The organism is Arthrobacter sp. (genome assembly GCF_048266065.1).
Lineage (GTDB): Bacteria > Actinomycetota > Actinomycetes > Actinomycetales > Micrococcaceae > Arthrobacter_H.
Window position 1 is genome coordinate 249071 of record NZ_JBLXAH010000005.1, and the last position, 22889, is coordinate 271959.

Genomic DNA, 22889 nt, shown 5'->3' on the forward strand with positions numbered 1-22889 from the left:
CTTTCAAAGGTGGGATGCCCGGCCGCGGCAGCGGCGGGCGAAGGTGGGATGCCCGGCCGCGGCAGCGGCGGGCGAAGGTGGGATCGCCGGCAAGCCGGTTTCCGCGTCGAAGACCTTGCGTCCGGCGAACCAGGTCTGGCGGGCCGTGATGTGGCGGACCCGGTCGATGTCGATGGCGTGGGGGTCGTCGCTGAGGACGATGAAATCGGCCGACTTGCCGGGGGCCAGCGATCCGGTGACGTCGTCGACGCCCATGGCCTCGGCGGCGGAGGTGGTGTAGGTGCGGATCGCCTCGTCCAAGGTGATGGCCTGTTCGGGCCACAGCGTGCCAGGGAACTCCCCGGTTGGATCCTGGCGCGTGACCAGACCGTAGATGCCCTCCCAGGCATTGGGCGAGACGGAGACCGGCCAGTCGGAGCCACCGGCCAGCCGGGCCCCGGCGTCGAGCAGCGAGCGATTGGGTTGCATCCTGCTGGCCCGTTCGGGCGGCAGGACGGTGGCGATGGCCTCGGAAATGACGCCGGGGAACCACAGCGATGGGGAAATGTCGGCGGTGACGTCGAGCTCCGCGAAGCGGGCGATGTCGTCGGGATGCACGAACTGGCCGTGGGCGATGTGGTATTTCACGTCGCGGTGGCCGGCCGCGCGAATCCCTTCGACGGTGTCCAGCACCAGCCGAACCGAGGCGTCCCCGGTGCAGTGGATCTTGGCCGAGATGCCCCGTTCGGCCGTCCGGCGCAGCCATCCCTCGAGGTCGGAGGGGTCCATGGTGGTTCCGCCGCAATGGCAGTCACCGAAGCCGACGTCGGCGAGATAGGGCTCGATGAACGCCGCAGTGCCGGCCGGGGGGACCCCGTCCAGGAAGATCTTGATGAAATCCGGCCGATGGTGCGGGCTGCGGGTTTCCTCGCGGTGGGCGATGATCCCCTCCCCCAAGGGGGCCATGCCGAAGATGAAGTCGTTCGCCGGCATGGAGGAGACGACCCAGGCCTCCAGGCCCCCCGCGTCGTCGAGGGACTTCAGCGCCTGCATGAGTTGCAAGGAGGCGGCGGCGTCCTGGAAGGCGGTGACGCCATGGGAGTGGAGGATCTCGATGCCCCGGGCGGCGGCCCGGGCCAGGTCATCGGTGCTGGTCGGTTGGAGGCGGGCCAGGGCCTGTTCGACCATGATGCCGCCGGCCTCGATGAGGACGCCCGTGGCGCGGCCCTTCGCGTCGCGCAGGATCTGCCCGCCGTCCGGGTCTGCCGTCGTGTCGTCGATCCCGGCCAGCTCCAGCGCCCGTGAGTTGGCCCAACGGTTGTGTTTCGAGTCGTCCTTGAACACGGCAGGCCGCCCTCCGGTGGCGGCATCGAGGCGTGCCAGCAACCCGGCGGTGTTGATCTGCTTCAGCAGTCCCGACCCCCAGCTGCCGCCCACGACCCATGCATCGGCCGGAAGGTCTTGGGCGTAGGCGGCGATGGCATCCAGGAGCTCGTCCACGCCGAGCGTGGGCGGGACGTCGAGTTCGAACAGGTCCATCTGCCCGGCGATCATGTGGTGGTTGTGGACGTCGAGCAGCCCGGGCATGGCGTAGGCGCCATTCAGGTCCAGGACGCGGGTTTCCGGCCCACGCAGGCGCTCGGCGTCCGTCCCGACGGCGACGATTCTCCCGTCGCTGATGGCCAGGGCGTCCACCCGCCCCCTTGCTTCATCCAGTGTGTCGATGACCCCGTTGACCACCATTAGCTCCGCCATGTCCTGCGGCATCCAGCCCACCTCTTCCTGTTCGGCGTGATGTAGTTCACGCTAGGTGGCGTCGGGGAAGGTTCGCTTGGCTATCAGCGCGCGTGACTTGTCTTCTACGGCAGGAGAAAAAACGGGCGGGCCGCGATGGGCCCATCGGCTGTCAGGCGAGGCCACCTCGTCGGGCCGGCGGCTGTCCGCGTCCCGGGGTGCCCACGGAAACTCGCGTACCCGGGCCTCGTTAGACTGTTCCGGTGACTTCACCCCAGCACGACCTCGAGCCCCGCCCCGAATATGCCGATCGCGTCCGCGCCATCCTGCAGGCCACCGCCGATGGTGCGGCGGCCACGCGCACTGACGGCGGGGCCGCCGAGGGGGCCGGCGAGACGGAAACCCTGCAGCTGTTCCTGCTCGACGGGCTGCTTGAGGCAGTGGAATGGGCCAACGAGGGGGTCGCGGCCGACGAGGCGGCGTGCATGTGGTTGGCCGGCCTGCGCTGGTTCAAGGTGGCCACCGGTTCCTTCCCGGCGGGAGCGCCCGAACCGCTCCCCCGCTGGATCGACCACGAGCTGGATTCCGCCGGTTCGCTGGCCGGTGCCGACCCGCAGAACCTGGTGGCGTTGGCCCGGCCGGAGATGGCCAGCACCGGCCGCCCCGCCTTCCCGACCGCCGACGGCCCCGGTGTCCTGCCCCGGGCCGCCGCGATGGCGCTGCTGCCCCGGGTCGACGAGGACATGACGGCCCGCCTGTCCACCGATGCCGCGGCGCTGACGCACGGCTCCCCCGCGGCGCACCGGGCCGCCGGGCTGGCCGGCCGAGCGGTGCGTGCGGGGCTCGACCTGGGGTCGCAGGCACCGGCGCGCTGGGCGGAGCTGCTGCAGGAGACAGGGAACGACGACGGTGCTTCCCTGTCCGCGCTGCGCACGGCACTTGCCGCCGCCCTGGAGCAGCTCGCCTCCGGCGAGACCGGCGGCGAGGCGGGCACGGAGCCGGCCACCGCCGTCGTGCAGCGCCTGGGCCGGAACGCCGATCCTGATACCGCGGGCTTTGCCGCTGCCCTGGTCGCCTCGGCCGTCGGGTATCAGCGGGACGCCCGCCTCCAGCCGTCCGCCACGGGAGCGGTGATCGAGGCGATGCACCGCCGCTGGGTCACCGCCGTGCTGGGCACCGCCCCGTAGCCCGGGCTCCGGGACTGAGCTGGTGCGGCACCGGTACGGATCCGCTGCAGAGCCGTTTCTAGGCGCTGGCGGGCCAGTATCCGCCGACCAGTTGCAGGAATTCGCCCTCGGTCAAAAGTGCCACCTCGCGCCCCTGCTCGCGCAGACGCAGTGCGTGGCGCACCTTGGAGGTCTGCCGGGAGGTATGCAGGTTGGCCGGGGTGAAGCCGTCGCCGACCACCAGCACCGTGGTGGCCCGGGTGACCCGGCTGGCGCAGAACGCGCCGACCTGGGCGGCGCGCTGCTTGGCATCGGGCCGGGTGATGGCCAGGTTGCCGCTGAAGACCACCGTCTCCCCGCACAACGGGTGGGACGGATCGGCGTCCGGGTTGGGGATCGGGTTCTCGCCCTCCGTGGGCCAGCCGCCCGCCCACTGCGGCTGGGCCGGGACCAGTTGGCCGGCGGCGCGCTGGGACTGGGCGGTCTCGGTGGCCTTGGACATCCCGTCGCCGGGCGCATAGGCTTCGGCGCGGCCCATGGCCACCCGGGTGGCGGCGGCGGCCTCCGCCACGGATCCGGCGGCGTGCCGGCGGCCGACGTCGATCATGATCGAGGCACAGGCGCGGGCGTCGGCGAGGGCGTCGTGGTGGTTGGTCATCGGCGCTCCGGCGGCCTCGGCGACGAACGGCAGCGAGTAGGACTCCAGCGAATACGTCTTGCGGGCCAGCTTGACGGTGCAGGCGAAGTCGTAGGCCGGTCCGGCCAGTTCGGAGACCTCCAGGGCCGAGCGGATGACGCCCAGGTCGAAGGCCGCGTTGTGGGCTACGAGGGTGTCGGAGCCGATGAACTGCCCCATCGCACCGAAGAGCTCCCCGAAGCGCGGGGCGCTGGCGACCATGTCTGCGGTGATGCCGTGGATCTGCACGTTGCGCGGATCGAAGTGGTCGAAGCCGGCGGGCGGGCGCATCAGCCACTGGGTTTCCTCGACGATCACCCCGTTGCGGACCCGGCTCAGCCCGACCGAGCAGGCGGACCCCCGGAATCCATTGGCCGTCTCGAAGTCGATCGCCGTAAAGTCCAAAGCCACCCCACCATCCTACCGGCGCGGCCGCCGGCGGCGGACTGGCCGGCGCACTGGGCGGCGCACGATGCTGGGAGTCTGCCCACACTTTGGCCCCGCACCCGGCGAACACGCCCGGCGCGGGGTGCGCGCCGGTAAGCTGGGCAGGTGATACTTGACGCCCTGAGCCCGGCCCTGGACGCCGCCACCTCCCTGAAACCCCAGATGGCCGGCCTGCTGCCGGACTTCCTGAACCCCGACGTCTTCCTGCGCGACCCGGCGCTGGCCCCCTGGATCATCCTGCTGGTCTGCGGGATCGTGTTCGCCGAGACGGGGCTGTTGATCGGGTTCTTCCTGCCCGGGGATTCGATGCTGTTCACCGCAGGTCTGCTGGTGGCGACCGGCGCCATCGACGTGAACCTGTGGCTGTTCGCCCTGTGCGTCTTCGTCGCGGCGTTCATCGGCGACCAGACCGGATACCTCATCGGCCGCAAGGCCGGCCCCGCGGTGTTCAACAAACCGGACTCCCGCTTCTTCAAGCAGGAGTACGTCGACAAGGCGCACGAGTTCTTCGAGCGTTTCGGCGGCCGTGCCGTCATCCTCGCCCGGTTCGTGCCGATCGTGCGCACCTTCGTGCCCGTCATCGCCGGCGTCGCCAAGATGCACTACGCCACGTTTATCGGCTTCAACCTGATCGGCGCACTGCTCTGGGGCGTCGGGGTGACCCTGCTGGGCCACTGGCTCGGGCAGTATGAATGGGTCGGGAACAACATCGACATCATCTTCGTGGTCATCGTGCTGGTCTCGGTGATCCCCATCGGCATCGAGCTGCTCAAGGCCCGCCGCAAGCCGGCCGCCAAGCAGTAGCAGCCCCGGGCACCACAACGCCCTCTGGTCCGTGAGCGGACCAGAGGGCGTTGCCGGTTAACGGTTCAGGCCTTCCGCAGGACCTCGATGAGGTGCGGCATCAGCGCCCGGAAGGCCTGGCCCCGGTGGCTGATGGCGTTCTTCGCCTCGCTGGTCAGCTCGGCGCAGCTGAGCCCGGAGCCGGTCGGCAGCAGGATCGGATCGTAGCCGAACCCGCCCTCGCCGCGCGGGGCCTCCAGCAACGTGCCGGTCAACCGACCCAGTTCCACCTGCTCGGTGCCGTCGGGCAACGCCAGCGCGGCGGCGCAGACAAAGGATGCTCCGCGGTGCCCGGCGTCGATGTCGCCGAGCTGGGCCAGCAGCAAGTCCAGGTTCGCCTGGTCATCGCCGTGGCGCCCGGCCCAGCGGGCGGAGAAGATGCCGGGGGCACCGCCGAGGACGTCCACGGCGAGCCCGGAATCGTCGGCGATCGACGGCAATCCGGTGGCCCGGGCGACGGCGTGGGCCTTCAGCAGGGCGTTTTCCTCGAAGGTCACCCCGGTTTCTCGCACATCCGGGGCTCCCACGGCCCCGGCGTCGACGACCTGGGTGTCCACGTCCAGTCCGGGGACCTGGCCGCGCAGCAGTTCACGCAGTTCGCGCAGCTTGCCCTGGTTGTGGGTGGCCAGGACCAGGCGGGGTTCGGCCGCGGTCACTGGCCCAGGGTCTCGCGCTGGATGACGGCCAGTTCGGAGGTCCCTGACAGGGCCAGATCCAGCAGGGCATCGAGTTCGTCCCGCTTGAACGGGGCGCCCTCGGCGGTGCCCTGGACCTCGACGAAGTCGCCGCTGCCGGTGACCACGACGTTCATGTCGGTTTCGGCGCGCACGTCCTCCACGTAGGGCAGGTCCAGCATCGGGGTGCCGTCGATGATGCCTACGGAGATCGCCGAGACGCTGTCGGTGAGCACCTGCGCCTTGGCGGGGATGAGCTTTTCGCCCTGGGCCCAGGCGATCGCGTCGGCGAGGGCCACGTAGGCGCCGGTGATGGCTGCGGTCCGGGTGCCGCCGTCGGCCTGCAGGACGTCGCAGTCCAGCACGATGGTGTTCTCGCCCAGTGCCTTGGTGTCGATGACCGAGCGCAGCGAGCGGCCGATCAACCGGGAGATCTCGTGGGTGCGTCCGCCGATCTTGCCCTTGACGGATTCGCGGCTGTTGCGGGTGTTGGTGGCCCGGGGCAGCATGGCGTACTCGGCGGTGACCCAGCCGGTGCCTTCGCCCTTGAGCCAGCGCGGGACGCCTGCGGTGAAGGAGGCGGTGCACAGCACGCGGGTGTTGCCGAATTCGATCAGGGCCGATCCCTCGGCCTGGCGCGACCACCCGCGGGTGATGGAAATGGGCCGCAGTTCTGCGGTGCCGCGCCCGTCGGCGCGCTGTACGGAAGATGAATTCGGGCCTGTAGTCATGCGTCCCAGTCTAGGGTCCGGAGCCGGCGGGCAGCGAACCGGGACCGCCGCCGCCAACCTCTGGTTCCCGCCGCCTGATAGGCGTAGCGTTTCGACCCGCGGCACGCCCCCGCGGGCCGCTCGGACCGACCTGGAAGACTGCTGCCATGCCCGGAATACAACGGATGGACCATGTGGGGATCACCGTCGCCGATCTCGATGCTGCGGTCGCCTTTTTCACCGGACTGGGGCTGGAGGTCGAGGGACGCGCTCCTCTCGATGGCGGGTTCGTCGATACGGTCACGGGGATTCCCGGTTCACGCACCGAGATCGTGATGCTCTCGGCACCCGGCGGCGGAGCCAGTGTGGAGCTGTCGACGTTCCACTCACCGGACGTGATCCCCGGCTCGACCACGGCGATGGCCAATGACGTGGGGCTGCGCAACGTGGCGTTCCAAGTCGATGACCTGCGCGCCATGGTGCAGAGACTGGCCGACGACGGCTACGGGCTCGTCGGAGCGATCGGCGAGTACGAGGGTGTCTGGCTCATGGCCTACGTGCGGGGGCCGGAGGGGATCATCGTGGCCCTCGCCGAGCGCATTGGCTGAAGGAGGGACCATGCAGAGCATCTACGCCGCAGCCGGCGGATTCCCCGCCATCCTCCGCTTGGCGGCCGCATGGCATGAGCGCGTCCTGGCCGACGAGGTCGTCGCCCACGCCTTCAGCCACGGATACCACCCGGATCACAGTCGTCGTCTGGCCGCCTACTGGGCCGAGGCGCTGGGAGGTCCGCGCACCTTCACGCAATCCCTCGGCACGGAAAGTGCAGTGGTGGCGATGCACAGCGGAAACGGGGAACACTCCGAGATGGACCGCCGGGCGATCGCCTGCTTCGACCAGGCGCTGGCCGATGCTGGGATGGCCGATGACCCGAAGCTCCGGCAGGCACTGCACGACTACTTCGCGTGGGCCACCACGACGACGATGTCCCGCTACCCGGGCTCCGCCGCCGATGTCCCGGAGGACCTGTCACTGCCGCAGTGGTCGTGGGACGGCCTCATCGAGCCCGGCGCGCCGTGAGCGGGCCAGGCCGTCCCGGCCGGCACGGGCTCAGGCGCGGGTGGGGTCCCTCGGGATGGGGCGGACCTTGGGCTCACCGAGCCGGTCCCCTGACCACACGCCGTAGGTGACCCCCGAGACCGCGATGGCCAATCCGCCGTCGTACGTGGTCCTGGCCTCGTCGACGACCGTGTTGATGTCGGTCCAGACGGGGATGTGGGTGAGCAGCAGGCGCTTCGCCGCCGCAGCGGTGGCCATCTCCCCGGCGCGCTTGCCGGTCAGGTGCACGCCCTCGATCGCGTCGTCGCGCCCTTCCTCGAAGGCCGCCTCGCAGAGGAACATGTCGGCGTCGCGCGCCGCCTCCACGAGCCCCTCACAGGAATCGGTGTCCCCGGAGTAGGCCAGCACCGAGGTGCGCACCGACCCGTCGGCCAACGGCTCGGTGGCCTCCACGCGCAAGGCGTACGCCTCCTCGACGGGGTGGCGGACCGGGACCGCCGAGACGGTGAACGGGCCCAGCTTCACCGGGGCGCGCGGCACCCAGTGGTTGAAGTCGAAGTCCTCGTGCATGCCCGGTTGCAGTTCCAGCCCGTACGCGGTGGCCATCCGGTCGGCAGTGGCCGCGGGGCCCCAGACGGTGATGCGGTCGCGGTTCCAGCCGTTCGGGTTCCAGTGCACCGCCACGTGGAGGCCGCAGATGTCCATGCAGTGGTCCGGATGCAGATGGGAGAGGAAGATCGCGTCGATGTCCTCCAGGTCCATGTAGCGCTGCAGCACGCCCAGCGAGCCGCTGCCCAAGTCCAGCAGGATCCGCCAGGTGCGCTCCCCGTCGTGCGCGGTGACCAGGTAGCAGGAGGCGGGCGATCCGGGCCCGGGGAAGGACCCCGAGCAGCCGATGATGGTCATCTTCATGCCCGGGCCCCCGCATCCTGGTGGCCGGGCACGACGCCGGCGCCCGGCGTGTCCCCGCGCGGGACCTCAACGCGCGGGATCTCCCCGGTGGGGTGGATGGTCCCGCCGTGGGCCACATGCCGCACGCCCTGGACCTCCGGGCCCAGGAAGCGGCGGGCCAGGACCTCGAAGGATCCGGCGTCGCCGGTGGACATGAACTCGTGGCTGCCGCTGCGGCCGGTGTCGCTGGAGATGCCGTGGCGCATCAGCGCACCGTAGACGTCCTTGGCCGTCTCCTCGGCGCTGGAGACCAGGGTGACGCCGTCGCCCATGACGTAGGAGATGACGCCGGTGAGCAGCGGATAGTGGGTGCACCCGAGCACCAGGGTGTCCACACCGGCGTCCTTCAGCGGTGCCAGGTAGCGTTCGGCGGTGTGCAGCAGTTCGGCGCCGGTGGTGATGCCGTTCTCGACGAATTCGACGAACCGCGGGCAGGCGGCCCCGGTGATCTGCAGGTGCGGTGCGGCGGCGAAGGCGTCCTCGTAGGCGCGGGAGCCGATGGTGGCCTCCGTGCCGATGACCCCGATCCTCCCGTTGCGGGTAGCGGCGACGGCCCGGCGGACTGCCGGCTGGATGACCTCCACGACGGGGATCCCGTAGCGGGCGGTGTAGCGTTCACGGGCGTCGCGCAGCACGGCTGCCGAGGCCGAGTTGCAGGCGATGACCAGCAGCTTCACGCCGGCGTCGACCAGTTCATCCATCACCGACAGGGCGTTGGCGCGGACCTGGGCGATCGGCAGGGGCCCGTAGGGGCTGTTCGCCGTGTCCCCGACGTAGAGCGTGGACTCATGCGGCAACTGGTCGATGATGGCACGCGAGACCGTCAGGCCGCCGACGCCGGAGTCGAAGATCCCCAGCGGCGCGGTGCGTTCGCGGGCCAACCGGTGGTCCGCCGACGCGGCGTCCCCGGGCAGCGCGGGTGGGTGGCTGTTCATGATCTACCGACCATACTGCCTGATGCGGCCCCGTGGGGGCATCCAATCGCGGATATGCCCCACGTCACAGATCCGCCAGCAGCGCCTGCATGAGGGTTTCCTGGAGCCAGGTGACGAAGTTGTAGACCAGGGCCAGGTACTCGTCGACGTCCTCGACGTTGCGGGCGTCGGCCAGCTCGGCGATGCGCGCGGCGTCGGCCTCATCCCGCAGGTCCAGCCGTTCGGCGAGCACCAGGCGCACGTCGTTCAGCGCCTGCGCGAACTGGTTGGCGGCCGCCGTGTCGAAGACCAGGTTGCCGGTCTCCATGGCCAGTGCCGCCGCCTTGAGGTTTCCGGTCTTCGACTCCCGCAGCGAGGTTTCGGTCAGCCTCCGGTACTCCAGGGAGGCCGCTGCGTCATCGTGCACCGCATCGGGCAGCAGCCGGCGTTCGGCGGCATCGGTGGGGGCCGCGAAGTCGGTGGCGTGGGTGCGCGGGTCCATGCCGACCAGCGCCCACAGGGGGTCGACCTCCCCGGAGGGGGCACCGGCGTCCTGCGCTGGCGTCAACACCTGGGCGACGTCCTCGAAGAGGCCGCGCAGCAGATCGCGTTCGGTGGCATCCAGCCGGGCGGTGAAGCCGCGGGGCGTGGACTTGAAGGCGCGTGCCACGGCGCTCAGCCCTGGTCCGCGCGCTGGAACGTGGCCCAGAGCCCATAGGTGTGCATGGCGGCGACGTCGGCCTCGATCTGCTCCAGCGATCCGGTGGACACGACGGAGTGGCCGTGCTGGTGGACCTCCATCATCAGCGCGTCGGCCTTGGCCTGGCTGTAGCCGAAGTGGCTGCGGAAGACGTAGCTGACATAGCTCATCAGGTTCACGGGATCGTTCCAGACCAGCAGGACGTACGGGACGTCCAGGTCCAGCCGTTCGGAGGTCTCGCCGCGGGGCAGGACGTCGGTGGCAGTGGTCATGACAGGCATTCCTTCATTCTACGGCGCATGGCACCCCGCGACGGATAGAGTGTGGTGCGGGCCGCAGCCGGGTGGTCCGCGACCCACCGATCCGAGGAGTCCCCCGAGCCATGTGGCAGCAGCCGACCTCGCTCTTCACCGACCACTACGAGCTGACGATGCTCCAGGCGTCCCTGCATTCGGGGGCCGCGCACCGCCGCTCGGTGTTCGAGGCCTTCGCCCGCCGGCTGCCCGACGGCCGCCGCTACGGTGTGGTCGCCGGCACCGGGCGCATCCTGGAGGGGCTGGAGCATTTCCGTTTCGGCACCGAACAGCTGGACTTCCTGGCCGATCGGCGCGTCGTGGACGACACCACGCTGGAGTACCTCGCCGGCTACCGCTTCTCCGGTGACATCCGCGGCTATGCCGAGGGCGACCTCTACTTCCCCAACTCCCCCCTCCTCACCGTGGAGTCCACGTTCGCCGAGGCCTGCATCCTGGAGACCTACATCCTCTCGGTGCTCAACCACGATTCGGCGATCGCCTCCGCGGCCTCGCGCATGACGGCCGCCGCGGGGACCCGGCCGTGCATCGAGATGGGTTCGCGCCGCACGCAGGAGCACTCCGCGGTGGCCGCCGCCCGGGCAGCGGTGATCGCCGGGTTCCAGAGCACCTCCAACCTCGAGGCCGGACTGCACTACGGGGTGCCGACGGTGGGCACCGCAGCCCACTCCTTCACCCTGCTGCACGATTCCGAACGCGCCGCCTTCCAGGCGCAGGTCGCCTCCATGGGGGCCGGGACCACCCTGCTGGTGGACACCTACGACGTGGAGCAGGGGGTGCGCACCGCAGTGGAGGTGGCGGGCCCCGAGCTGGGCGCCGTCCGGCTGGACTCCGGGGACCTGATCGACCAGGCCAGGTGGGTCAGGCGCCTGCTGGACGAGTTGGGCAACCACAACACCCGCATCATGGTCACCTCCGACCTGGACGAGCATGCCATCGCGGCGCTCGCCTCGGCCCCGGTGGATTCCTATGGTGTGGGCACCGCCCTGGTCACCGGTTCCGGCGCGCCCACCGCCTCGATGGTCTACAAGCTGGTCTCCCGCGAGGACGACGACGGCGCCTTCCGCGATGTGGCGAAGGCGGCGAAGAACAAGGTCAGTGTCGGCGGACGCAAATACGCGCTGCGCCGGCTCAACGAACGCGGCCGCGCCACCGCCGAGGTCGTGGGGATCGGCGAACGGCCGGCCGCCGATGGCAACGACCGCGAGCTGCTGGTCGATTTCGTCTTAGGCGGCGAGGTGTTGCCCGGATTCACCGGACACGCGGGGCTGGAGCGTGCGGTGCAGCGCCATCGCGATAGCGTGAAGGAGATGCCGGGCCTCTCCAAGCGGTTGCAGCGGGGCGAGCCGGTGATCCCCACGGAATTCGTGGACCACGTCTAGGAGGACACGCACCAATGGAAACCGCCCTGATCATCGTCGATGTGCAGAACGACTTCTGCGAGGGCGGCGCGCTGGGCGTCTCCGGTGGTGCCGACACCGCCGCGGCGATCACCGCCTACCTGCGGGACAACGGCTGGAAGTACGCAGCAGTGCTGGTCACCCAGGATTGGCACATCGATCCCGGCGCGCACTTCTCCCCCGAACCGGACTACCTCGATTCCTGGCCGGTGCACTGCGTGGCGGGGACCGACGGCGCCGAGCTGCACCCGGGCCTGGCACCCGTGGTGAAGGCAGGGGCCCTCACGGCCACCTTCCGCAAGGGACGCTATGAGGCCGCCTATTCGGGGTTCGAGGCGATCCTGGCCGACCCTGAGGCAGAGGTCCCCGGAACGACGGCGGATGCCGGGGAGGCGCTGGACGGAGCCGAGGGCGAATCACTGCCGGAATGGCTGAACACCCGCAGGATCCACGCGGTGGACATCGTCGGCATCGCCACCGATTTCTGCGTCCGGGCCACCGCACTGGATGCCGTCCGCGCCCGCTTCGACACCACGGTCCTCCCCCGGCTGACGGCCGCCGTCCACCCGGCCACCGTGCCCACCGTGCTCGGCGAGCTGCGCCGTGCCGGAGTCACCATCGACGAGGACGCGTAGGGTGCCGCATGGCGGTCTCCTTCACCTGCACCACCTGCAGCACCCTGTCCCGCGAGGCACTCTTCGAGCTGGCCCGCGACATCGATGTCCACACCGCATCGCTGGCCCACTTCCGCGAGCGGGCCGTTGCCGGGGTGGCGCACGGCCCCATCCAGCTCGGGCAGGAGGTCACCTGGCGGGCCTGGCACTTTGGCGTTCCGCTGCGCATGACCAGCCGGATCACGCAGATGGATGCACCCCACCGCTTCGTCGATGAACAGGTCAAGGGGCCGTTCGCCTCGTTCCGCCACGTCCATGACTTCGACTCGTCGGCCGGCGTGACCACCATGACGGACCACGTGGAATTCACCGCCCCCTGTGGCCTGGTGGGCAGGATCGTTGAAAAGCTGGTCCTGGCCCGGTATCTCCTACGGCTCATCGAGATCCGCAACCGCCACCTCGTGGGCGCCACACGCGCCTGACGGATGTTGCCCCGGCGCTGGACGCGGCGCCGGGCAGCGGTGAAGATGGTTCCAGCAGGTCCACTTCAACGCCACCGGGCAGGTGCCCCCGCCCCTGGCAGTCCGGAGATCCGATGAGTGCACAGCCACCGATCGAACCGCTCGTCCGCGCGCACTTGGCCGTTGAACCGGTGGTCCGCGGCATCCACCCGGAGCAGTTCGGCTTGCCCACACCGTGCACCGAGTGGAGCGTTCGGGACATCCTTGGGCATCTGACCGGGTTGAACCAGGTTTTCGTGGCCCTGCTCACCGGACAGGCCCCACCTCCGCGCGGGCAGGATCCCCTGGGGGATGACCCGATCGGCGCCTATCTGGATTCCGCGGCTGCCCTGGAGGCCGCCTTCGGGCAGCCCGGTGCCCTGGAACGGGTCTTCACCGGACCGCTCGGAGATGCCACCGGGGCCGAGCGCATGAAGATCAGGATCTATGACCTTCTCGCCCATGGGTGGGACCTGGCCCAGGCGACCGGCCAACACCTCGAGGTTCCCGACGACGTCGCCGAGGCGTCATGGGAGTTCGCCCGCACCCAGCTCGGTGACGGGCCGCGCGCGCACCGGTTCCGGGAGCCCCAACCCGTGGACGACGATGCTCCGGCCATCGACCGGCTCGTCGCCTTCCTGGGCCGGCCGCTCGAGGGGCCCACCCGGCCCTGACGGGAACGCTCGAGGCGCCCGCGGCCCGGTGCCGTGCAGTGCGGTCTTCCGGCCCAGCGCAGACACGGGCACACGGGAGGTGGCCACCAGCCGCAGGTTGGGCTGGTGGCCACCGAGGAACCTATCTATCGGGTTGGCCCGCCGATCAGGGGATCAGGGCTGCGCTTCGAGCCCCTCGTCCTCGACGTCGACCATGTGGGTGCGCTCGACGTTCTCGACCACGTCCTGTGGCCTCAGCCGCTGGGACACGGCGACGTAGAAGACGATGACCGTCACCACGGCGGCCCCCAGTTCACCCCAGCCGAACGTGAGGATGTCCAGCGAGCCCTCGCCGTAATGGCCCAGGTAGCTCAAGACGCCCAAGGCGCCGAGCCACAGGAGCATCCACCAGCCGGATTTCAGCTGGAAGGGAGGGATCTTGCTGCGGTCGCTGAACATGTAGTGGAGCACCAGCACGATGTAGCCGACGGCCACCGCCAGGAACAACTTCCAGTTCGTGGCCCAGCCCGTCCAGTACACGATCAGGTTCGCGCACAGGAACCCCAGCAGCGGGAAGAAGTCGCCACCGGGCAACCGGTAGGGGCGTTCCTGTTCGGGCAGTTGCCGGCGCAGCGCCGCGACGGTGACGGGACCGCTGCCGAAGGACAGCACGGTACCGGTGGTGATGAAGCCGACCAGCTGTGCCCACGACGGGAACGGAAGGAACATGAAGCAGGCGACCACGAAGGTCACGATCAAACCGACCCAGGGAACCCCCCGCTTGCTCAGCTTGGCCAGGCCCGACGGCGCGTTGCCCACCCGGGCCTGCGAGTAGGACAGCCGCGGGGACAGCGCGGTGTAGATCAGGCCCGTGTCGGCGGGCGAGACCACTGCGTCGACGTAGAGGATGATCCCCAGCCACATGGCGCCCAGGACGATGGCGATTTCTGCCCAGGGTCCGGCGTCGTTGGTGAACGAGAGCCCGCCCCAGCCGTTCGCCAGCATGCTGTCGGGCACGGCACCGATGAAGGCGATCTGCAGCAGGACGTAGATGATGCCGGTGATCACCACCGACCCGATCAGGGCGAAGGGGACGTTTTTCTGCGGGTTGGTGGTTTCACCGGCGAATTCGACGCCCTGGCGGAACCCCAGGTAGGAGAAGACGATGCCCGCGGCGGGAAGTGCTGCGAAGATCGGGCCCGCCCCCTCGGGCATGAACCCGCCGAACTGCGCTTCATGGAAGTGGCCGGGGTGGAAGGCCAGGGCACCGAGAACGACGATGACCAGGACGATCACGAGCAGCTTCCACCACACCAGGACGTTGTTGAACTTGGCGAAGAACTTCACGCCGAACAGGTTGATGACACAGAAGATCGCCACGAGCACCACGCTCACCGCGATCCCGGGCCCGGTGAGCACGAGCGTGTCATCGACGGTGTGCATCAGCCACGGCAGGTAGCTGGAGGCATACTGCACCGTGGCCAACACCTCGATGGGCACGGTGGCGACCACCGAGAGCCAGGTGATCCAGCCGCTGGTGTAGCTGGCGAAGGATCCGAACGCGTAGTGGGGGAAGCGGATGACGCCGCCGGCCACGGGGAACATGACGCCCAATTCTGCGTAGTTCAACGCGACGATGATGATCATCACCGCGCCGAGCATCCAGGAGATGATGGCCGCGGGGCCCACGAGGGACGCCGCTTCAAACGCACCGAACAACCATCCGGAACCAATGATCGAGCCCACCCCGGTGAACAGGAGGCCGACCTTTCCGATATCGCGCTTCAGGCCCCGGTCGAATTCGACCTTGACCTTCGTCGGCTGGGGGGAATGTGAGGACATCAGCGGCCTCTCCTGTTGACAACGGTGAATAGCTTGCTAGCCAGTGCCCCGGTGATGCGGGTCACTTTTGCAGTATTTACCCACACAAAGTCAGTGTCAATAAGGCTCGCGGACGTCTCTTGAGATGGCGGTTACGCCCACCGGACGCCGCCGCGACCGGCGGTGGCCGACGTGGATCAGCGTTTGCCGACGAACCAGTCCTGCAGCTTTTTCAGCCGTTTGTTCAGCTGGTCGGCGTTGGCCTGGGCCACGGCCGGCCCGCCGCAGACTTCGCGCAACTTGGTGTGCACCACGCCGTGGGGGGTCCCCGTCCGTGCCGCCCACGCCGAGACGTTCTTGGAGAGCTTGCTGCGCAGTTCGGTCAGCTGCCGGTGGTCGGTCACCGACGGCTCCTCGGCCGGCGCCGCGGCACCGGAGTTGCGGCTGCGCCGGGTGACCTGTTCCTGCTGGCGTTGGCGCAACAGCACGCCCACCTGGTCGGCGTCGAGGAGCCCGGGGATCCCCAGGAAGTCCTGCTCGTCCTCGGAACCGAGCATCGCGCCAGTGCCGAACTCGCCGCCGTCGTAGAGCACGCGGTCGAACGACGCCCGGGAGTCCAGTGCCTCGAACTTCTGCTTGGCCAGCTCGTCGGAGGCCTTCTCCTCGCGGTTGGCCTCATCCATGAGGGCTTCCTCGGGGATGAAGTCCGGATCCTCCACGTGCTTCTCCGGGCGGTCCAGCGCGTGGTCGCGTTCGACCTCCATCTGGTTGGCCAGCGCCATGAGGATCGGCACCGAGGGCAGGAAGATCGAGGCGACCTCCCCGCGCTTGCGCGAGCGGACGTAGCGTCCCACGGCCTGGGCGAAGAACAGCGGGGTTGACGTCGAGGTGGCATAGACCCCGACGGCCAGACGCGGCACGTCGACCCCTTCGGAGACCATGCGCACGGCGACCATCCACCGGTCGGTGCCCTCGGAGAAGTCCTCGATCTTCTTCGAGGCGCCGGCGTCGTCGGAGAGGATCGTGGTGACCTTCTCCCCCGTGATCTTCTTCAGCTGGGCGGCGTAGGCCTTGGCGTCGGAGTGGTCGGTGGCGATGACCAGCCCGCCGGCATCGGGAATCGTGCGGCGCACCTCGGTCAGGCGCCGGTCGGCGGCGGCCAGCACGGAGGGGATCCATTCGCCCTCGGGGTTCAGCGCGGTACGCCAGGCGTGGGCTGTGATGTCCTTGGTGAAGCCCTCACCGAGCTGGGCTTCCATTTCCTCGCCGGCGGAGGTGCGCCAACGCATCTGCCCCGAGTAGGCCATGAAGATCACCGGGCGCACCACGTGGTCCTTCAGCGCATCGCCGTAGCCGTAGGTGTAGTCGGCCTTGGAGCGGCGGATGCCCTCGGCGTCCTCGACGTAGTCGACGAACGGGATCGCCGCGGTGTCGGAGCGGAAGGGCGTGCCGGTCAGGGCGAGGCGCCGGGTGGCCGGTTCGAAGGCCTCGCGGATGCCATCGCCCCAGCTCAGCGCGTCGCCGCCGTGGTGGATCTCGTCGAGGATCACCAGCGTGCGGGCGGCCTCGGTCTTGGCCCGGTGCAGCAGCGGCTTGCTGGCCACCTGGGCGTAGGTGACGGCGACGCCGATGAAGTCGGCCCCGTGGCGTCCGTCGGAATTCTTGAAGTTCGGGTCCAGCGCCAGCCCGATGCGTGCCGCGGCGTCGGCCCACTGGCTCTTCAGGTGCTCGGTCGGGGCCACCACGGTGATCCGGTTGATCGTCCCGGCCTCGACCAGCATGGCGGCCACGCGCAGCGCGAAGGTCGTCTTGCCGGCGCCCGGCGTCGCGACGGCGAGGAAGTCGCGCGGCTTTTCAGTGAAGTACTTATCCAGCGCCTCGCTCTGCCATTGGCGCAGTTTCGGGGCGGTGCCCCACGCGGCACGCTCCGGGTAGGCCGGTGGCATGGACTCGCCCAGACTGAACAGGGCATCGCCCACGGCCAACCTCCTTGATTGCTTGGTGGCAGCTGGATTCGGCCGCTCACGACCGGAAAGAAGAAACCATCCTACGGCGGGCACGACAACGCACCCTCCATCGACACGGCAGGACGCCGGATCGGCCATCCATACCGTTGTGCCCACGGCCCGTTGCGGGCCATCCCGGGCGTGGGCGAGGCGCTATTTGTCCTCGCCGCCGCCGTCCTTGGGCGCCTTGATCCCGTCATAGACGGCCTTGCACTCCGGGCAGACCGGGAACTTGTTCGGGTCGCGCCCGGGAACCCAGACCTTGCCGCACAGGGCAATCACCGGTTCGCCGGTCAGGGCGGACTCCATGATCTTTTCCTTGCGCACATAGTGGGCGAAGCGTTCGCTGTCACCGGGTTCCGCGTGCTCGCGCAGCTGCTCGCGCTCGATGGTCGCGGTGCCGCCACCCTGGCCCGGGTCGCGGGGGTCGTTCTCAAACGGATCTGGGGGCATGCTCATGCCATCCAGTCTACCAACCCGGGCCGGTGCTACCGGTTCACCACCGTCGCCTGCAACAGCTCCGGGGCCCGCGAGTCGAACCATCGCCCGCCGATGCGCAGGCCAAGCAGGAGCAACACGGAACCGAGGACGACGCCGGTGGCCAGCACCAGCCACGCGAACACTTCCCGGCCGGTCACCAGGTAGACGATGTGCAGCACGATCTCCGGCAGCACCAGTGCCGCCGTGGTCCCGAAGGTCGCCAGCTGGGTCACCGCCATGCGGGCCCCGGCGCCGGGTGGGGTCTTCATCGGGTTGTCCCCGGGCAGCGGGACGGCATAGGTGTAGCGGGCCGAACTGATGCTCGAAACCGCCCAACCGGCACCCAGGGCACCGAGCGAGAGGCCGAGGATCGACGGGAGCATCGCCAGCTCGTCCATGAGCACCGCCGGCAGGATGGCGGCGACCAGGACGGTAGGCACGGTGAACACGGCGCAAGCAGCCACCCGCCCGATCCGGTCGTCGATGCCGCGCAGGCCCGTGAGCACATGAAGCGAGAAAGCCGTGTTGTCGTAGGAGACGTCGGCGGAGATGCTGAAGGCCATCAGCACCGCGATGATCGGCGCGATGAAGAGCATCGGCGTGAAGTCGCCATCGCGGCCGAACATGACCCAGATGAAGACCGGGATCAGGGGCACCATGATGATGCTCATCGCATACCGCGGGTCCTTGAACCAGTACGTCAGGCACCGGGCGGCGACCGCTCCCCAGGGCGTGGCGGGGAAGAGGCGGAAGGTCCCCAGCCCGGCGACGTCTCGGGTGCCGCCGGATTGCTGCGGCGGCGTTTCGAGAGCGCGCATCAGCGCCACCTGCCAGGCCCAAACGACAACGGCCAGGTACGCCAGCGAGAGCAGCAGCCGCAGGGCCGCGGTCCCCCATGCCCCGACGGCGACGTCGGCGGGAACGGCTGCGAAGGAACCCAACGGGGTCCAGCCCAGGATCGCGGAGACCTGGGGCAGCCAGGAAAGCCCGTTTTCGATGCCGCTCATGGCGGTCTGGATGATCGGTCCGAGCAGGATCAGCGGAATGAACAAGATGATCATCCCGAGTTCGCGGAAACGCCGGTTGGAGGTCAGCGCCGTGGCGGCGGTGACGGTGAGCCGGGACAGCGCCAGGGCGAAGACCGCAGCCAGGACACCGCAGAGCACGCCGATCACCACCAGACCGGGGTTCGAGCGCCAGGCGAGCCCCTGTCCGGCGAACAGCAACAGGGTCACCAGGCCCGGCACCCCGATGAAGCCGCTGAGCAGCAGGCCCGTGGCCAGCGTCCTGGGCGGGATCGTGAAGCTGGTGAACCGCGCAGGATCCAGGGTCAGGTCGACGCCGGCGAGCAGGACCGGGATGACCGCCCAGCCGAGGGTGACCAGCGAAACGGCCAGCACCAGTGCCGTGGCGACCAGGCCGGTGTCCTCGCCGCCCAGGAAGAACATGCCGATGAACAGCAGGACGGCGATCCCCAAGCCGTAGAGCCCGCCGATGATGACGCCGACCAGCTGCCAGGGGCTGCGCCGGAAACCGTTGCGCAGCAGGGCCAGCTTGAGCTTCAGGAGGTGTGCAACCACGAGAGCCCACCCCCCTCGGCACGCCCGCCGACCATCTGGACGAAGGTGTCCTCGAGGCTCCCCTCGCCGCGGACCTCGTCGACCGTTCCCGCGGCGAGCAGGTTCCCGTCGGAGATGATGGCGACGTGGGAGCACATCCGCTGGACCAGATCCATGACATGGCTGGACACGACGACGGTGCCGCCGTGGTGGACATAGTCGGCGAGGATGTCGCGGATGTTCGCCGCGGAGACCGGGTCAACCGCTTCGAAGGGCTCATCGAGCACGAGCACGCGGGGTGAATGGATGAGCGCGGTCGCCAGGGCGATCTTCTTGGTCATGCCCGCCGAATAGTCCACGACGAGTTTGCCGCCGGCATCCTCCAGGTCCAGCACGCGCAACAGGTCGTCGGTGCGCTCGGCCACCGTGGTGGCGTCCATGCCGCGCAGCAGCCCCGAATACGTCACCAGCTGCCGTCCGCTGAGCCGATCGAACAGGCGCACGCCGTCCGCCAGGACACCGAGCAGCTTCTTGGCCCGCAGCGTGTTGTCCCAGACGTCGACCCCATGGACGTAGGCCTGCCCGACATCGGGGCGGAGCATCCCGGTGGCCATGGACAGTGCAGTGGTCTTGCCGGCGCCGTTGGGTCCCACCAGCCCGTAGAACGATCCGGCGGGGACATCCAGGCTGATGCCGTTCACAGCGATCTTCTGGCCGTAGCGCTTGCCGAGGCCGCGCAGGCTGATGGCGGTGCCCGCCTGCTGGTCGTGGTCGAGTTCGGTGTTCATGCTCCGAACCTAACAGCGGCCGCTGCGCGCGGGCATCATCCTTGCGGGTGAATTGGGGCCTCACCCCTCAGGTGGAGGCTCCTAGAACAGGACGCGGGCCAGGGCCTGGCGGGACTTGACGACCCGTTCGTCCTGCGTCCCCACCACGGAGTACAACGCCACCAGCCGGGCGCGGACGCGTTCGCGGTCCTCGCCCGCGGTGCGTCCGACCAGGGAGACCAGACGGGCGAAGGCGTCCTCGACATGTCCGCCGAGGACGTCGAGGTCGGCGACGGCGAGTTGTTCCCCGATGCCATCGGGATGCTCCGCAGCGGCCTGGCGGACCGCCTGCAGGTCGGCATCCGCGGTGCGTCGCAGCAGTTCGACGTGTTCGAGCCCGGTCCGGGCGTCCTCGTCGTTGGGCTTCTCGGCCAGTGCCTTGCGGTAGGCGGTTGCGGCCGCGTCGTAGTCGCCGGCGTCGATCGCGTCGATCGCCTCCTGGTGCAGTGGCGGGACGGGCTGTTCTGCGGGTTCGCCGCCGAAGGCGGGCACCGTGCCGGTGACCCCGTGCTGGACACCGAGCTGGAGCAGCTCCTGCAGCAGGGAGGCGATCTGCTCCGGCGCCGCGCTGCCCTGGAACAGCGGAACGGGCTGGCCGTTGAGCAGTGCGACGACGGAGGGGACCTGCTGGACCCGGAAGGCCTGGGCGATCGCGGGCTCCCGATCCGTGTCGACCAGGGCGAGGAGCAGGCGGCCGGCGTGGCCGTCCACGAGGTCGCGGAGCGTGGCATCGAGCTGGGCCGAAGCCGGCGACGAGCCGGTGCCCAGGGAGACCACGACCGGGGCGGTGCTGGAGAGCTGGACCAGCTGGGTGAAGTCCTGCTGGTTCACCGTCGTTGCCCAGGTCGCCCCACCGCTGGCCGGTGCCCCGGCCGGAGCCGGTCCGGGGGTGGGGGCGCCCAAGGCCGAGAGGTCCACGGCGCCGCGGCTGGATGCTGCTGCTGGTTCGGTATTGCTCATTCCCCTACCTTATGGTCTGCGTCCGCCTCCTGCCCAACGGGCACGGCCCGTGGGAGCGGACTACTTCAACTTGGCCGACAGCGGCATGGACTCGCCCGCGATCAGGCGGATCTTGTCCTTGCTGTCATCGGCCGGGATGTAGAACACGACGGGTTCGGCGTAGGTGATGTCCACGCCCTTCCTGGTGCTCGTGGCCCCGGCGAGCTTGGCGCTGACCGAGTCAAGCTTGATCGTGCCGCCCTCTTCCTTTGGGGTGGCACTCATCGTGCTGGTCAGGTACCCGCTGACCAATGCGCCGCCGTTGGGGGTGGAGAGCACGTTCAGCGACTTCAGGTCGGCCCGGTGCTTGTAGCTGATCTTCGCGTTCTTGTTGTCCTTGACGGCGGCCGCCTGCTCATCGTGGGTGGCGGAGATGAAGGGGCTCTCGGCGAATTCGCCCTTCTTCTTGGACTTCGCGTTGCCCAGGTAGTCGGCCAGGTCCTTGGCCGCGGATTCCGGGGCAACGGCCACCGAATCGTCGGTGACGTCCAGCGTGCGCACCGAGGTGTCGCCGACCCCGATGCCGGGGAACTCGGAGCCGGGAAGCATGGTCACCGAATTGATGAGCTTGTAGTTCGCGCGGGGATTGTCCTGCTTCAGGACCAGGACCTCCGGGAACTTGGCGTCCTTGGCCTGGGTGACCACCATGAGGGTGCGCGGCCACGTGGTCGTGGTGGTCACTGCGGCAGAACGCACCGGACCTGCGGCCACCACGCCTGGAGCCGCGGTCTTCACGCCGTCACCGCGCTGGGTGTAGTTGGTCTTGCGCAGGGACAGCGCCTTTCCCGCGACGCGGGAGTCGAGCTTCTTGGCGTCCTTGGCCTTGTCCCCGGCGGCCACCGTGTCGGAGACGGATTCCAGGATGCGGTTGAGCTGGTTCTCCTGGACGACGGCGTAGACGCTCTGGTCGGCGTTGGTCGGGTCGTTGCTCGCGTCCGACGGGGTGGTCGCCGGTGCCGCGGAGGCCGGCACGGCGGGTACCAGCACCAGCGCCGCGGCAGCAACGACGGCCGCGGTCCGCTGCAGTGCGGTGGACCCCGTTCCGGAACCGGAACCGCCGGCGGCGCCGGATTCCGGTCCGGTGGTGGCCGGGTTCCGGGGGCCCTTTCCGCGGCCACGGCCGGCCACCAGCAGGCTGGCCACACCGAAGACGACCAACAGGGCGCCGACGATGATCAACGGGATGGAGAACGGCGTGCTGGCGTCGTTTTCCCAGGAGACGGTGATCTCGGTGGGGGCGGCCTTGGTGCCATCAGCGGCCAACAGCAGGGACCAGTCGCCCTCTGCGGGTTCGGTCCACCGGTGCACCAGATGGGAGTCGGCCGACTCCGAGGCGACCCAGAGGTCGGAGTTCTTGGGGTTCGGGACCTTGGCCTCGCCGTTGTCGTGTTGGGCGTCCAGGGTCATCGCCTCGGTGTTGATCCCGGAAATCGTATTGTGTGCGGCCTTGCCGACCCACGCGTCCACGTCGGCAGTCCGTCCCAGTGCTGCAGTGAATTGCCCGTCGGCCTCGATGGTCACATCGACCGGCCGATCCTGGTTGGCGGCGATCCCGGGGCCGATGACGGTCACCGGGGCATCCTTCAGCTCGGTCTGGACCGTGGCCGTCGCAATCTCGGGCGGGGCCCAGAACGTCCGCTGCCCGATGCCCACCACGAGCGCAACGGCGCCCAGCAGGATCGAGATTGCAGCAATGATGATTCGCACTAAATTACACCTAACACATGGGGGTCGATGGATCGGCCTCGGTCGTGGCAGGGCACGGAAGTACCCCGGCCACACTCCAATGATAACGAATCGGTACCACAGCGGTTCCTGCTTGTGTCAAGCGCCACGCCGCGCGGTGTTCGACCGGCCCGGGAG

Annotated in this window: 23 protein-coding genes; 8 read left to right on the forward strand and 15 right to left on the reverse strand. The window is 69.2% G+C overall.

Going from position 1 to position 22889, the window contains the following annotated elements:
- Window positions 1–3: 3 nt before the first annotated feature.
- Window positions 4–1746 (reverse strand): amidohydrolase, encoded by a 1743-nt coding sequence (locus ACN0TP_RS10380; protein WP_417218765.1) that lies wholly within the window; start codon window positions 1744–1746, stop codon window positions 4–6.
- Between the two features lie 230 nt (window positions 1747–1976).
- Between ACN0TP_RS10380 and ACN0TP_RS10385 the strand changes: the two genes are divergently transcribed.
- Window positions 1977–2900 carry an ADP-ribosylglycohydrolase family protein gene (locus ACN0TP_RS10385; RefSeq protein WP_417218766.1) on the forward strand — a complete coding sequence of 308 codons (924 nt, stop codon included), beginning with the start codon at window positions 1977–1979 and terminating at the stop codon, window positions 2898–2900.
- Window positions 2901–2958: 58 nt separating this feature from the next.
- On the opposite strand, the gene ACN0TP_RS10390 is transcribed toward ACN0TP_RS10385, so the two are convergent.
- On the reverse strand, window positions 2959–3966 hold the full coding sequence (locus ACN0TP_RS10390) for an exonuclease domain-containing protein (protein ID WP_417218767.1): 1008 nt from the start codon (window positions 3964–3966) through the stop codon (window positions 2959–2961).
- 144 nt (window positions 3967–4110) lie between these two features.
- Here ACN0TP_RS10390 and ACN0TP_RS10395 point away from each other — a divergent pair, with 144 nt between their 5' ends.
- Window positions 4111–4806, forward strand: a complete 696-nt coding sequence (locus tag ACN0TP_RS10395; RefSeq protein WP_417218864.1) for a DedA family protein — start codon at window positions 4111–4113, stop codon at window positions 4804–4806.
- A 65-nt stretch (window positions 4807–4871) separates the two neighbouring features.
- Here ACN0TP_RS10395 and rdgB read toward each other — a convergent pair whose 3' ends face one another.
- On the reverse strand, window positions 4872–5501 hold the full coding sequence (gene rdgB / locus ACN0TP_RS10400; protein WP_417218768.1) for an RdgB/HAM1 family non-canonical purine NTP pyrophosphatase: 630 nt from the start codon (window positions 5499–5501) through the stop codon (window positions 4872–4874).
- Window positions 5498–6250 (reverse strand): ribonuclease PH, encoded by a 753-nt coding sequence (gene rph, locus ACN0TP_RS10405; RefSeq protein ID WP_417218769.1) that lies wholly within the window; start codon window positions 6248–6250, stop codon window positions 5498–5500. Before rph ends, rdgB begins: the two co-directional genes overlap by 4 nt.
- A gap of 146 nt (window positions 6251–6396) precedes the next feature.
- Between rph and ACN0TP_RS10410 the strand changes: the two genes are divergently transcribed.
- Entirely contained in the window at window positions 6397–6837 is a 441-nt protein-coding gene (locus tag ACN0TP_RS10410) for a VOC family protein (RefSeq protein WP_417218770.1), read from the forward strand.
- Between the two features lie 10 nt (window positions 6838–6847).
- Window positions 6848–7309, forward strand: coding sequence for a group II truncated hemoglobin (locus ACN0TP_RS10415; protein WP_417218771.1), 462 nt, complete (start codon window positions 6848–6850; stop codon window positions 7307–7309).
- A gap of 30 nt (window positions 7310–7339) precedes the next feature.
- Here the strand turns inward: ACN0TP_RS10415 and ACN0TP_RS10420 are convergent, their stop codons facing one another.
- The 4 genes from ACN0TP_RS10420 to clpS form a co-directional block, all read right to left on the reverse strand.
- Window positions 7340–8200, reverse strand: coding sequence for an MBL fold metallo-hydrolase (locus tag ACN0TP_RS10420; protein ID WP_417218772.1), 861 nt, complete (start codon window positions 8198–8200; stop codon window positions 7340–7342).
- A complete protein-coding gene (murI, locus tag ACN0TP_RS10425) occupies window positions 8197–9174 on the reverse strand; it encodes a glutamate racemase (RefSeq protein ID WP_417218773.1) in 978 nt (325 codons plus the stop codon). The genes ACN0TP_RS10420 and murI overlap by 4 nt, the downstream gene beginning before the upstream one ends.
- A gap of 64 nt (window positions 9175–9238) precedes the next feature.
- On the reverse strand, window positions 9239–9823 hold the full coding sequence (locus tag ACN0TP_RS10430; protein ID WP_417218774.1) for a DUF2017 domain-containing protein: 585 nt from the start codon (window positions 9821–9823) through the stop codon (window positions 9239–9241).
- A gap of 5 nt (window positions 9824–9828) precedes the next feature.
- Complete coding sequence (clpS, locus tag ACN0TP_RS10435; protein WP_417218775.1) at window positions 9829–10125, reverse strand: ATP-dependent Clp protease adapter ClpS; 297 nt, start codon at window positions 10123–10125, stop codon at window positions 9829–9831.
- Window positions 10126–10235: 110 nt separating this feature from the next.
- Between clpS and ACN0TP_RS10440 the strand changes: the two genes are divergently transcribed.
- From ACN0TP_RS10440 to ACN0TP_RS10455, 4 genes are all read left to right on the forward strand, one after another.
- Window positions 10236–11549: a nicotinate phosphoribosyltransferase gene (locus ACN0TP_RS10440; protein WP_417218776.1), complete on the forward strand. Its 1314-nt coding sequence runs from the start codon at window positions 10236–10238 to the stop codon at window positions 11547–11549.
- Between the two features lie 14 nt (window positions 11550–11563).
- Window positions 11564–12202: an isochorismatase family protein gene (locus ACN0TP_RS10445; protein WP_417218777.1), complete on the forward strand. Its 639-nt coding sequence runs from the start codon at window positions 11564–11566 to the stop codon at window positions 12200–12202.
- Between the two features lie 8 nt (window positions 12203–12210).
- Window positions 12211–12663, forward strand: a complete 453-nt coding sequence (locus ACN0TP_RS10450) for an SRPBCC family protein (RefSeq protein ID WP_417218778.1) — start codon at window positions 12211–12213, stop codon at window positions 12661–12663.
- Between the two features lie 113 nt (window positions 12664–12776).
- Window positions 12777–13355 carry a TIGR03086 family metal-binding protein gene (locus ACN0TP_RS10455; RefSeq protein WP_417218779.1) on the forward strand — a complete coding sequence of 193 codons (579 nt, stop codon included), beginning with the start codon at window positions 12777–12779 and terminating at the stop codon, window positions 13353–13355.
- 153 nt (window positions 13356–13508) lie between these two features.
- On the opposite strand, the gene ACN0TP_RS10460 is transcribed toward ACN0TP_RS10455, so the two are convergent.
- From ACN0TP_RS10460 to ACN0TP_RS10490, 7 genes are all read right to left on the reverse strand, one after another.
- Window positions 13509–15176, reverse strand: coding sequence for an APC family permease (locus ACN0TP_RS10460; RefSeq protein WP_417218780.1), 1668 nt, complete (start codon window positions 15174–15176; stop codon window positions 13509–13511).
- A gap of 176 nt (window positions 15177–15352) precedes the next feature.
- On the reverse strand, window positions 15353–17101 hold the full coding sequence (locus tag ACN0TP_RS10465; RefSeq protein WP_417218865.1) for a DEAD/DEAH box helicase: 1749 nt from the start codon (window positions 17099–17101) through the stop codon (window positions 15353–15355).
- Between the two features lie 213 nt (window positions 17102–17314).
- Complete coding sequence (locus tag ACN0TP_RS10470) at window positions 17315–17620, reverse strand: DUF3039 domain-containing protein (protein ID WP_417218781.1); 306 nt, start codon at window positions 17618–17620, stop codon at window positions 17315–17317.
- Between the two features lie 29 nt (window positions 17621–17649).
- Window positions 17650–19221, reverse strand: coding sequence for a transporter (locus ACN0TP_RS10475; protein WP_417218782.1), 1572 nt, complete (start codon window positions 19219–19221; stop codon window positions 17650–17652).
- Entirely contained in the window at window positions 19203–19988 is a 786-nt protein-coding gene (locus tag ACN0TP_RS10480) for an ABC transporter ATP-binding protein (RefSeq protein ID WP_417218783.1), read from the reverse strand. The genes ACN0TP_RS10475 and ACN0TP_RS10480 overlap by 19 nt, the downstream gene beginning before the upstream one ends.
- Window positions 19989–20069: 81 nt before the next feature.
- Entirely contained in the window at window positions 20070–20987 is a 918-nt protein-coding gene (locus tag ACN0TP_RS10485) for a co-chaperone YbbN (RefSeq protein WP_417218784.1), read from the reverse strand.
- A 60-nt stretch (window positions 20988–21047) separates the two neighbouring features.
- Window positions 21048–22733, reverse strand: a complete 1686-nt coding sequence (locus tag ACN0TP_RS10490; RefSeq protein WP_417218785.1) for a hypothetical protein — start codon at window positions 22731–22733, stop codon at window positions 21048–21050.
- Window positions 22734–22889: the final 156 nt, after the last annotated feature.

What these genes read in the sequence shown, in the direction of transcription:
- ACN0TP_RS10380 (WP_417218765.1), bottom strand. Translation starts at nt 1,746, where the DNA reads ATGCCGCAGGACATGGCGGAGCTAATGGTGGTCAACGGGGTCATCGAC.
- ACN0TP_RS10415 (WP_417218771.1), top strand. Translation starts at nt 6,848, where the DNA reads ATGCAGAGCATCTACGCCGCAGCCGGCGGATTCCCCGCCATCCTCCGC.
- ACN0TP_RS10465 (WP_417218865.1), bottom strand. Translation starts at nt 17,101, where the DNA reads ATGCCACCGGCCTACCCGGAGCGTGCCGCGTGGGGCACCGCCCCGAAA.
- ACN0TP_RS10440 (WP_417218776.1), top strand. Translation starts at nt 10,236, where the DNA reads ATGTGGCAGCAGCCGACCTCGCTCTTCACCGACCACTACGAGCTGACG.
- rph (WP_417218769.1), bottom strand. Translation starts at nt 6,250, where the DNA reads ATGACTACAGGCCCGAATTCATCTTCCGTACAGCGCGCCGACGGGCGC.
- ACN0TP_RS10410 (WP_417218770.1), top strand. Translation starts at nt 6,397, where the DNA reads ATGCCCGGAATACAACGGATGGACCATGTGGGGATCACCGTCGCCGAT.
- ACN0TP_RS10450 (WP_417218778.1), top strand. Translation starts at nt 12,211, where the DNA reads ATGGCGGTCTCCTTCACCTGCACCACCTGCAGCACCCTGTCCCGCGAG.
- clpS (WP_417218775.1), bottom strand. Translation starts at nt 10,125, where the DNA reads ATGACCACTGCCACCGACGTCCTGCCCCGCGGCGAGACCTCCGAACGG.
- murI (WP_417218773.1), bottom strand. Translation starts at nt 9,174, where the DNA reads ATGAACAGCCACCCACCCGCGCTGCCCGGGGACGCCGCGTCGGCGGAC.
- ACN0TP_RS10470 (WP_417218781.1), bottom strand. Translation starts at nt 17,620, where the DNA reads ATGAGCATGCCCCCAGATCCGTTTGAGAACGACCCCCGCGACCCGGGC.
- ACN0TP_RS10455 (WP_417218779.1), top strand. Translation starts at nt 12,777, where the DNA reads ATGAGTGCACAGCCACCGATCGAACCGCTCGTCCGCGCGCACTTGGCC.
- ACN0TP_RS10460 (WP_417218780.1), bottom strand. Translation starts at nt 15,176, where the DNA reads ATGTCCTCACATTCCCCCCAGCCGACGAAGGTCAAGGTCGAATTCGAC.
- ACN0TP_RS10485 (WP_417218784.1), bottom strand. Translation starts at nt 20,987, where the DNA reads ATGAGCAATACCGAACCAGCAGCAGCATCCAGCCGCGGCGCCGTGGAC.
- ACN0TP_RS10445 (WP_417218777.1), top strand. Translation starts at nt 11,564, where the DNA reads ATGGAAACCGCCCTGATCATCGTCGATGTGCAGAACGACTTCTGCGAG.
- ACN0TP_RS10480 (WP_417218783.1), bottom strand. Translation starts at nt 19,988, where the DNA reads ATGAACACCGAACTCGACCACGACCAGCAGGCGGGCACCGCCATCAGC.
- ACN0TP_RS10420 (WP_417218772.1), bottom strand. Translation starts at nt 8,200, where the DNA reads ATGAAGATGACCATCATCGGCTGCTCGGGGTCCTTCCCCGGGCCCGGA.